The organism is Bacillus sp. DHT2, from assembly GCF_026241455.1.
Taxonomy (GTDB): Bacteria; Bacillota; Bacilli; order Bacillales; family Bacillaceae_G; genus Bacillus_A; species Bacillus_A pseudomycoides.
Map to the genome: position 1 here is coordinate 77137 of NZ_JAPHWH010000016.1, position 10048 is coordinate 87184.

At 31.9% G+C, this 10048-nt stretch carries 11 protein-coding genes and 1 pseudogene; 2 read left to right on the forward strand and 10 right to left on the reverse strand.

Going from position 1 to position 10048, the window contains the following annotated elements; translation table 11 throughout:
* Positions 1–169: 169 nt before the first annotated feature.
* The 7 genes and pseudogenes from ORL93_RS26495 to ORL93_RS26525 form a co-directional block, all read right to left on the reverse strand.
* Positions 170–844 (reverse strand): hypothetical protein, encoded by a 675-nt coding sequence (locus ORL93_RS26495; RefSeq protein WP_265959882.1) that lies wholly within the window; start codon positions 842–844, stop codon positions 170–172.
* A 216-nt stretch (positions 845–1060) separates the two neighbouring features.
* Positions 1061–1450, reverse strand: a complete 390-nt coding sequence (locus ORL93_RS26500) for a retropepsin-like aspartic protease (protein WP_265959883.1) — start codon at positions 1448–1450, stop codon at positions 1061–1063.
* Complete coding sequence (locus tag ORL93_RS26505) at positions 1447–1707, reverse strand: hypothetical protein (protein WP_265959884.1); 261 nt, start codon at positions 1705–1707, stop codon at positions 1447–1449. The genes ORL93_RS26500 and ORL93_RS26505 overlap by 4 nt, the downstream gene beginning before the upstream one ends.
* A 153-nt stretch (positions 1708–1860) precedes the next feature.
* Positions 1861–2124, reverse strand: a pseudogene (locus ORL93_RS26510) (Rpn family recombination-promoting nuclease/putative transposase); the annotation flags it as partial.
* A gap of 643 nt (positions 2125–2767) precedes the next feature.
* Positions 2768–3403, reverse strand: a complete 636-nt coding sequence (locus ORL93_RS26515; protein WP_265959885.1) for an ABC-2 transporter permease — start codon at positions 3401–3403, stop codon at positions 2768–2770.
* Entirely contained in the window at positions 3393–4259 is an 867-nt protein-coding gene (locus ORL93_RS26520) for an ABC transporter ATP-binding protein (RefSeq protein ID WP_265959886.1), read from the reverse strand. The genes ORL93_RS26515 and ORL93_RS26520 overlap by 11 nt, the downstream gene beginning before the upstream one ends.
* Entirely contained in the window at positions 4256–4642 is a 387-nt protein-coding gene (locus ORL93_RS26525; RefSeq protein ID WP_078984725.1) for a GntR family transcriptional regulator, read from the reverse strand. The genes ORL93_RS26520 and ORL93_RS26525 overlap by 4 nt, the downstream gene beginning before the upstream one ends.
* A gap of 421 nt (positions 4643–5063) precedes the next feature.
* Here ORL93_RS26525 and ORL93_RS26530 point away from each other — a divergent pair, with 421 nt between their 5' ends.
* Entirely contained in the window at positions 5064–5951 is an 888-nt protein-coding gene (locus tag ORL93_RS26530) for a hypothetical protein (protein ID WP_265959887.1), read from the forward strand.
* Between the two features lie 81 nt (positions 5952–6032).
* Entirely contained in the window at positions 6033–7469 is a 1437-nt protein-coding gene (locus tag ORL93_RS26535) for an IS4 family transposase (protein WP_265959889.1), read from the forward strand.
* Positions 7470–7895: 426 nt separating this feature from the next.
* On the opposite strand, the gene ORL93_RS26540 is transcribed toward ORL93_RS26535, so the two are convergent.
* The 3 genes from ORL93_RS26540 to ORL93_RS26550 all read right to left on the reverse strand — a co-directional run.
* Entirely contained in the window at positions 7896–8207 is a 312-nt protein-coding gene (locus ORL93_RS26540) for a heavy metal-binding domain-containing protein (RefSeq protein ID WP_002035317.1), read from the reverse strand.
* Positions 8208–8699: 492 nt separating this feature from the next.
* Positions 8700–9407, reverse strand: coding sequence for an IS6 family transposase (locus ORL93_RS26545; RefSeq protein ID WP_265959890.1), 708 nt, complete (start codon positions 9405–9407; stop codon positions 8700–8702).
* Positions 9408–9570: 163 nt separating this feature from the next.
* Positions 9571–10048: Rpn family recombination-promoting nuclease/putative transposase (locus ORL93_RS26550; protein WP_265959891.1), on the reverse strand; the 478-nt coding region annotated here is incomplete at its 5' end.

Sequence of the window (10048 nt, forward strand, 5' to 3'; positions counted from 1 at the left end):
TTAGCATTTAAAGAGGTACCACTAACATGTTTGAATTAAGCCCATTAAGAGTATTTTGAACCAACACAATTCAACAGGTTTGCTGATACTTGGTAATAAAACAATAACTAAATAAAGAACGCATAACAGATTCTTCTTTTTTTAAAATTAAAACAGCGATATTAAACGACTATTCCTCCAATTGTTGTTTTGTTCTTTTTAGAAATCTTGGAGAGAGCCTACCTTCAAATCCCATTTCAGACATTTCCTGTTCTAAAGACTTTGCGGAAGGCTCTATAGATATCTTTCGGTCAAGCTCTTTATACTTACGTGTAAATAATCCAGGGTTATTAATCCAGAGTAATTCGCTATCATATTTAGTTAAATTTCTTCTGGTAGTAGTAAATTGTTTATAAGTTTTTATTATCCAAACGGCGAAAATTACTATTGTAACAATTAAGATTACAGAATACGTATTTAAAGAAATATCGGCATATTTAATAATTAAATCTTTGGAGAATAACAAAATAATTGGAATAAAAATAGAATACTTCAATAACATATCTAATTTTAGTTGAAGAGATTCAAGTCTGTTCTCTATCCATAATTTACGAGATTCAATCACTTTTGTAGGATGTTCATAATTATATTTTATATTTCTTACATACTCTAAAAACTTTTGAGATTGATAACGTTTATAACATTCTAAAGACAAAAGTAAAGCTACTACTGTAAAAAGGAGGTCTTTAGATATGTTATCCCATAAAGGTTGCACTAATGTAAGTAAATTAATATCATAAATGGTTTCCATAAACATATAAGCCATTGTAACAACTACACCTAATAACACAAATTCAAAAAACATATGCACTAAAATTGTCCAAATGGTATAAAGTTTTTTCTTGTTAATAACAACCACACCTTTCTGTATATTTAGAATTTTATAACTTTATATTACCATTACTTACCAATGTATCAAACATATTTATATGACATAAAAAATAGCACCTATTATAGGCGCTATTGTAAAGTGCATTCAAAACAAGCTATATCAATAAATAACGCGATACAGCTTGTTTTATTATTTTTCTTTCTGATAAATTTGTTTTGCTTCTAAATCAATAACAGCTCCTACTTCAATCAGAAAATCTAATCCAATAATCCCATCCAAATCAAAGCCATAGTTCATAGCACCAAATTCCGTTTCAAATCCTTCTGCTTTCAAAAATCCAAGTTCGATTTCATCAACCATTTTAGCGTATACGAATTCTGAGCCTCCTACACCACGAACACGATAAATATTATCATTAGCCTCTGGTACGATATTTACAGATGCTGCTTTATCTGATGAAATAATCGTTCCTCCAGACCCAGTATCCACTAATACACGTTCGAGATGTAGTGTTTCTCCTTTATGCTTCATTGTAATGGAGCATAACAACAATCCATCTTCTATTTTTAAATTAATCACGCTCGCCTAACTCCTACCCATGTTTTTTCAATAATACCTGGTTTTTCACGATCTGTATGAAGTACATATAATTCACGGTTTGGATGACTTTGTTGCATTTTTTTATATTCATTCATGGCTGCTAAAGGTTCACTATACGTTTCAATTGGTACAATTTTCGTTAAAACTCTTTCTTTTTGATCAGTTGTAAATGCTTGGACCGCTTCGAATAATACCCATTTATTCGGGAATGCATTTCGCACTTCTTGCCATTCCATACACACATCCTCCTTTATAACAATATTTTGCAAGGTATATTTATTTCATCATAACAGAAAATTTATATCCTCCCAACACTGTTCAAAAATGTATTTCATTATGGGCAAAAACACCCTAAATAAAAGCAGATGATTCATATGGATCATCTGCTTTTATTTTTGTTCCAGGATTTTTTTTACATCTTCTATACATAATTCACTTGCTTGTGCAATTGTCTTCAGTGGTACACCTAATCGGTGCATCCCTAAGATCATCTGACGTTTTCCTTGTTGCACGCCCTGTTCGATTCCCCCCTGGATCCCTTCTTCTCTCCCTTGCTCCCGTCCTTTATTCAATGCATGTGCAATCCCTGCCGCTTCATCCATCAAAATCTTTTCGCTTCCGGATGTCCCGAATAATTGTTTAAAGGCAAAATCAATGCGTAAATTGACCAATTTTTGATTCGACATGAGCTTTCTCTCCCTGTCTGATAAGATCTCTTTTTTCTTATTGTACATAAAAACAAATTGAACATGCAAACAGGCTCTTATGATGAACATAAGAGCCTCACTGCAGATACATACAATAGATTAGATAACGACCATGAACTGACTTGAAAAACACCTAAAAAAATTTACAAAATAAACCATATTTAGTATATACCTAATTAGAAATATATATAAGGAATGGTGAAATACATCGCTTTTTCATCTTTGATTTATGATATTATATACTTGCGGATTCTGTTTGTACAACAAGCTATGTAGGGATAATATACGTTTCTCAATCAGCACATTTTCTGAAAGTAGCATGTCTTACTACTCATAAGACATGCTGTGTTTATAATGTTCAAAAGAAACACAATAAGAAGACCATTTCCATATCGTGTGGGAGTTGGTCCATGCCCATCAAGCCAAGATTTTGAAGTATCCCCAAAACGAAAATTTTATATCTCTACAGTTATTTGGTATATCACAAGGGGGCCTTGAATTTTTAACAGGGATGGCTGAAAAGAAATAAATATGTACGATACTAAATATATTTCCTTAAACAGCTACCCCTATTATATTTGAAATTTAATTATAAATCCTTTTTTGCATATATTTTGAGAGATATCATCATTGATATAAGACTAATAACTATTGAGATAAAACAAGGCATCCATGCCAGAACAATTGGTGGAAATGGAAAGGTAATTGTAAAATCAATGTGTCCCTTTATAAGAGTAGGAGCGACAAAAGGTATTAAAAAGACAGTAAAAAATGTTATAATTTTTGTTTTGTCATAACCGAATTTAAATTGAACAGGGAGTAGTATACCAAATAAAATACTAAGAATTAAAAATGTTATTCCAAGAGCGTTTACGCTGAGTTTTTCTATACCCGATGGTATGATAATTGACGTAATAATACGGATGATAGAGACACAAATAAAAATTACAAAGAGAAAGAGATATTTTGCTTTTACAAATGCATTTCGTGTGTATGGAGTTGCACAAAGTAAAGCCGCCCCCTTGTACTGATCCTCAAATTTGGATATCGTACCAAATAAAATTTGCTCCATCAAAATCACTGTTAAAAGAAAGCCAACAAGACCGCCATCGTTTAATTGTATTTGTGCAGAAACATAAATAGGAGCGATAGCTGCAAAAACAAGTAAAATTAAGAAATATTTTTTAACTAGCATAAAGTCTTTCATTACAAGGTTAATTAACATGATTAATACCTCCGATGTATGAAAGCATAATATCCTCTATAGTTGGTCTTTCCATCAATACATCAGGCATGAGTCGACGCACATCATCTTTTTTATGAGTAATTCCCTCAAATCCGTATTGAGATTGATGCAAATTTAAAAAAAGATTTTTGGTTTGGTCATTAATTAATTGATTGTCTCCTTTTACAAATGCATGTGTGTCTACTAACACATCTTTTTCCTCATTAACTAAAATTTTTCCATCATCGATTAAAATAATCATATCGGCAATTTTATCTAAATCAGAGGTAATATGAGTGGAAAAAAAGACACTTTTCCCTGGTTCCTTCATAAAATCTAGAAAAATATTCATCAATTCACTCCGTACCAATGGGTCCAAGCCACTTGTTGGTTCATCCATTATCAATAGGTCTGCATGGTGGGATAGAGCCAAAGCAACCGCAAATTTCATCCGCATACCTTTGGATAGAGTAGAAATTTTCTGTCCTAGATTTAAATTAAATTGTTTAATGTAAAATAAGAAGACCGCTTCATCCCAATCAGTATAGGAAGGGGCAATCACATTTTTCATTTCCTTCAATGTTAATTCATCATAGAAATATCCCTCATCTAGCACGATGCCAATTTTGTTTTTAGATTTCCTTTCATTTTTATCCATATCTTTTCCTAAAAAATTAATTTTTCCGGAATCTTTTAAAATGAGGCCAAGGATTGCTTTAATTGTAGTAGTTTTCCCAGAACCATTAGTACCAATAAAGCCTGTTATACAGTCTTTGTTAAGTGAAAAAGTAACATCTTTTAATGAAAAGCTGTCGTAAGTTTTATTTAGTTTATTCACTTCTAACACAGCATTCATTTGCCATTCTCCTCCTCCTCTAAAATTAAGTCCATCATCGAATGGAGGTCATCCGCATGAATCCCTATACTTCGAGCCATCTGACAAACTTCTGCAAGTTTGACTTCTACCATGTGGCGCTTGGATTCCATTAATAACTCTAAGTTTGTGGGGGCTACATAGGTTCCTTTGCCAACCCTAGTAATAATAAAACCTTCTGCTTCTAGTTCTGCATAGACTCTTTTTGTGGTTAGTACACTTACATGCAAGTCGTTAGCTAATAAGCGGATTGATGGTAGCTGTTCGCCTTCTTTCAATTCATTGTTAAATATTGATTCTTTAATCTGTTCCTTTATCTGCTGATATAAAGGCTGATTTGATACATTACTTAAGATTATTTTCATTAAACAACCTCTCTATCGATAAGTGTTATGGTATAAGATGCACAACATACACACCATATACAGTTAGTATTATAAATTATTAAAAATGAATTAACAAGACATCTTGTTACAAAAATTACCTAAATGTTAATTTTAAGGAGTCTCGTCACATTGCTATCAAACTCTGATAAAACTGTATCCATAAAAAGAAAAAAACGCTATTCTGTTTGTAGAAATAGGGGTCTGTGTACATGCCCATCAACTTAAGAAAACAGGTTACCCCCAAAACGGTAAAAATAAATAATAAATTTTTCAATTTAACACAAATTTATTTTAGAATTCAATAGAGTGCCTCTCAATTTAAGCGGATTTTAAGTGTTAATATTTACCTGATAATATTATAATTTATATATCAAAAATATATAAGAAACGGAGAATTATCATGCTGAATATAGATATTAATCGTTTAACTGATATTTGTTTAGAATATCAGCAGTCTAGATTTTATGTTACTAGAATACCTGAAGATTTCTTATCAATTGCAAAAAAACGTTTCTCTATACCAACGAATGATCGAATTATTGCTTTTTTAAGTTGCAATTTATTTGGCTCAGGAAAATATGGTGTTTATTTTACAAGTTCGGGTTTATATTGGAAAAATTGGTTATTAGGTAAAGGAAATATGAAATGGGATAAATTAAATGAAGTGCAACAAATTGAAATTGATAAAGATGGTTTTTTATCTTTTGATGCACAAAAAAGTTTTAATATTAACGGCAGTGATTATCCACCGCAGTTATTTAAAGAATTACTTATAGCTCTTACAAATTCGTTCCACAATTCAAAGCAAAATGATATACATCCAGTTATAAAAATTGACGAGATAAAATCAATCTGCTCTTTGTTTGAGACGTACGATGAATTATTAGAACCTGATAATGGTTTATTTGTAGACAATCATATTTCAGACAAAAAGCTAATGGAAATTTGGGCACGATATATTGTTTCAAAAGAAGAAAAAATCATTGCTTTTTTAGATACCTCTGTCCTTGGTAATTTGAGTAAAGGATCGGATGGCGTATTAATTTGTCAATCGGGGATATATTTTAGAGAAACTTTTGTACACTTGTATTTTCCATGGCATGTCTTTAGGAATATCCCTATTACATTGAATTCAAACGAGTTAGAAATCGGAAAAGGAAACATATTTCATCTTCAGCATGCCAGAATGTCTAGTCAAGAGATTCTATTATTCATCAAAAATTTAAAACAGCTTGTTAATACGTTATATGAGGAAAATAAGTGTTCACCCAACACAGAAGGGTCTTAATATAATTTAATATTTTATTTAATCTAATATAAAAAAACGCTATTCTTTTTGTAGAAATATACAGAAAGGGTGGCGTTTTTTATGAATCTTTCGATTCAAGGTGAACTACAACTATTTGCTAAAGAATTACACCAATATCTTACTCCTTCATTTTTAGAAAGACTTGCTAGAGAACTAGATTTTGTACAACGAAAGCGTAAGTTTTCGGGTCACGATTTAGCCACTATCTGTGTTTGGATTAGTCAACGGGTAGCGAGTGATTCTTTAGTTAGACTGTGCAGTCAACTTCATGCAGCTACAGGAACTCTTATTAGTCCGGAAGGACTCAATAAACGTTTCAATAAAAAAGCTGTTTGCTTATTAAAACATATTTTCTCTGTATTATTAAAAAATAAAATTTGTGAAACATCAGTAATTCCAAGCTCTTCAAGCGCTTATTTTCAACGAATTCGTATTTTAGATGCAACGATTTTCCAAGTTCCAAAACATTTAGCTAGCGTGTATCCTGGATCAGGTGGTTGTGCACAAACAGCGGGTATAAAAATTCAGTTAGAATATGATTTACATAGTGGACAGTTTTTAAATTTTCAAGTTGAACCTGGGAAAAATAATGATAAGACCTTTGGAACAGAATGTTTAGCGACATTACGGCCAGGCGATCTATGTATTCGAGATTTAGGCTATTATTCACTGGATGATTTAGATCAAATGGACCAACGAGGCGTGTATTATATATCGCGGCTTAAACTAAATAATATGGTGTATATCAAAAATGAGTTTCCTGAATACTTTCGAAATGGGACAATAAAAAAACAATCTCAGTACATCAAAGTTGATTTAGAACAAATTATGAATACCTTAAAACCAGGACAGGTCCATGAAATAACAGACGGTTATATTGGAAAGGATAAAAAACTATTCACACGAGTTATTATGTATCGATTAACTGAAAAACAACTTCATGAGCGTATGAAAAAACAAGTTTATACGGAAAGTAAAAAGGGCATTACATATTCAGAGAAAAGCAAACGATTAGCTGGCATTAACATATATGTTACCAATACACCTTGGGAGATTGTTCCGATGGAACAAATACATGATTTTTACTCTCTTCGCTGGCAAATCGAAATTATCTTTAAAACTTGGAAATCACTTTTTCAAATCCATCATTGGCAAAATATCAAACAAGAGCGATTAGAATGTCACATTTATGGAAAACTTATTGCTATTTTTCTATGTTCTTCTACTATGTTTAAGATGCGACAGTTGATTTTACAAAAGAAACAAAAAGAATTAAGCGAATATAAAACCATTGGAATAATAAAAGATCATCTATACATCTTGTATCAGGCTATACAACAAAACACTCAAGAAATAACAAAAATCTTGTGCCGTCTATTCAGCCTCTTACTGAAAAATGGACGAAAATCTCACAGATATGAGAAGAAAACAGTCTTTGATATCCTGGGTGTTGTCTATGATTATAGTGGATTGGAAAAACAAAAGAATATTGCATAATTTTTAAAATTGGGTTGATTGAGGTTTATTTGGTATGCTCATTTTTAAGGACACAAAGTATTTTAAGAGTTTTTCCGTTCATATGAACGGAAGTTCATTTTATTTGGGTTCTTAAGTTGATGGGCATGCGGCTGAACCCCCAATAAACTGTTTTATTTTTGTAATTCACAAAATTTTCAAAATTCAAATCTTAAAATGTTAATATTTGTTATATAATAAACCTATCAAGAAACATCCCTATGTTTTTCTAATATGCCTGTTAAGATAGTTTGTGTTACCCTTTTTGTCACCTTACCTTAAAAAGAACTTGTAGTGATTCCTACAAGTTCTTTTTGTTTTTCTGTATCACTAAATCTATGAACACATAATGTATCTATATTTATAGAAAATACATAACAACTATAGAAAAATCCTCATTCTATCTATTTACACACGTACAGCTGTACCGCTTACCGCAACCATTAACATTCCATCACGAACCACTTCGTAGTCTACATCGATACCAACGATTGCATTTGCTCCTTTTTGCGTCGCAAGCTGTTTCATTTCGTCCATCGCAATGTCACGAGCTTCTTTTAATTTACTTTCATATGCACCAGAACGGCCACCGACAACGTCACGAACAGAAGCGAAGATATCACGTACGATATTTGCACCCATAATTGCTTCACCGTTTACGATGTCTACATACTCAATAATTTCTTTACCCTGAATAGTATTAGTTGTTGTTACAATCATTACTAGCACTCTCCTATAATATCTAAAAATTTATTATTTCTTATACATTTATTATCACATTGAAATCGTAAATGAACTATCTAATTACCTTACATAAAGATGACACTTTTGTAAGATTTCATAAGTGAAAAAAATGAAAGTAAGTTTTATATGGTAGTTTAAATTGGTGAATTTATTTAAAAATTAACAGTTCATTGAGAATATAGGAATCTAAAATTTTTTAATTACACGAATAATGACATAGAATACATATTCTATGTCATTATATAAGGGGGATTCAAAAGGTGAAATTATACCGTACATTGCTTATACTTGTTACTTCATACTAAAATAAAATCACTTTCGATATATTTATCTTATTATATATATCTTTCAATTTACTTTCATAAATGTTACAAAAGTCTTTCAAAGGTCTGATGTATTTGCAGATGGGTTTTGGTGCAAAAATATTAGATAGAAATATAGAGTAGCAATTTCCCCTACATTTCTATTTTATGAAGCTAAGCCAAACAATTTATGAATAAATTCTTTCTGGTTTTGGACAGATTTGTCCATTAAAACAAGTTGCCCTTTTTTCATCATATGCATGGCTTCAATACCACTCAATATAGAGATTGCTGTTTTAAATGACTTTAATCCTAACATAGAACGAACTCGTCTTTTAATAAACCGGTGGTCTTGTTCCACAATGTTATTAAGATATTTTACCTGCCTTATTTGGATGCCTATGGGCATCTTTTTCTCTTTCTTCAACTCTTCAATTACCATAGGATAGGCTGGGTTCTTGTCTACTGTGATAACACGGGTCTTTGAAACATGAAAAGACCGCAAAGCTTTCTTGAAAAAGCGCTTTGCAGCCTTATGATCTCTTGTTTTACTTAAATAAAAATCAATCGTATTTCCTTTTGAGTCAACGGAACGATATAGGTACATCCATTGACCTTTGACTTTCACATACGTCTCATCGACTCGCCAAGAATCATTGGTTGGCTTAAGATGACACCTTAATCGCTCATCTAATTCAGGGCCATATTGATGAACCCAGCGCATGATGGTTGTATGAGCAATAAATAGCCCGTGTTCTTCCATCATCTCGACTAAATCACGAAAACTGAGATTGTACCGTAGGTACCATCTTACGGTTAATAAAATAATATCAGGTTGATAATGTTTCCACTTGAATAGATTTTGCTTTTTCATACTAATCACGTCCTTTTTTAGAGTACTAGTATCAGTATGTCCAAGTTTGGGAGATTACTTCCAGATATTTTGAATTTTTTGCACCAGAATCGAAAAAAGAATACGGATGCAATAATAAAAAGCTTTGCGAGATTATTCGCAAAGCTTTTGTAATGACATGTAATTATAATAGTAATTTTCGTATCTCTTTTGTACTTAGACCAGTGAATTTTGCAATGTCTTCTAATGGCATACCATTTTTGTTCATACCACGAATCAATTGAATTTTCCCCTGTTCAATGCCTTCTTCTCGTCCTTTTTGGATACCCTTTTGAATCCCTTTTTCTAAACCTTCCTCTAAGCCTTCTTCACGAGCGTGAGCCAACTTAGCTTGTTCATCAAGAAGTAGCTTCTCACGAGCCTCATAGGCTGTTCGGAAAGAGGAATCATGACTCATATTTTCCCATTTATTTATTGCTTTTTGTAAAATTGGATCTTGATTCATTGCAATATCCTCCAATGTTTGAGTTAAATGTTCATCTTCATGTGCTGGTAGTAATAACATCCAACGAACAAATGCATTTTCCCATGGATTTACTTTTTCTTCACGCCATTGTTTGACCAATTTTGGAATTTCAACAAAATGAATTTCAATATCATCA

Excerpts from the sequence above, each read along its gene's own strand:
- ORL93_RS26495 (WP_265959882.1), bottom strand. The coding sequence starts at position 844 with ATGTTTTTTGAATTTGTGTTATTAGGTGTAGTTGTTACAATGGCTTAT.
- ORL93_RS26505 (WP_265959884.1), bottom strand. The coding sequence starts at position 1,707 with ATGGAATGGCAAGAAGTGCGAAATGCATTCCCGAATAAATGGGTATTA.
- ORL93_RS26515 (WP_265959885.1), bottom strand. The coding sequence starts at position 3,403 with ATGTTAATTAACCTTGTAATGAAAGACTTTATGCTAGTTAAAAAATAT.
- ORL93_RS26520 (WP_265959886.1), bottom strand. The coding sequence starts at position 4,259 with ATGAATGCTGTGTTAGAAGTGAATAAACTAAATAAAACTTACGACAGC.
- ORL93_RS26525 (WP_078984725.1), bottom strand. The coding sequence starts at position 4,642 with ATGAAAATAATCTTAAGTAATGTATCAAATCAGCCTTTATATCAGCAG.
- ORL93_RS26530 (WP_265959887.1), top strand. The coding sequence starts at position 5,064 with ATGCTGAATATAGATATTAATCGTTTAACTGATATTTGTTTAGAATAT.
- ORL93_RS26535 (WP_265959889.1), top strand. The coding sequence starts at position 6,033 with ATGAATCTTTCGATTCAAGGTGAACTACAACTATTTGCTAAAGAATTA.
- ORL93_RS26540 (WP_002035317.1), bottom strand. The coding sequence starts at position 8,207 with ATGATTGTAACAACAACTAATACTATTCAGGGTAAAGAAATTATTGAG.
- ORL93_RS26545 (WP_265959890.1), bottom strand. The coding sequence starts at position 9,407 with ATGAAAAAGCAAAATCTATTCAAGTGGAAACATTATCAACCTGATATT.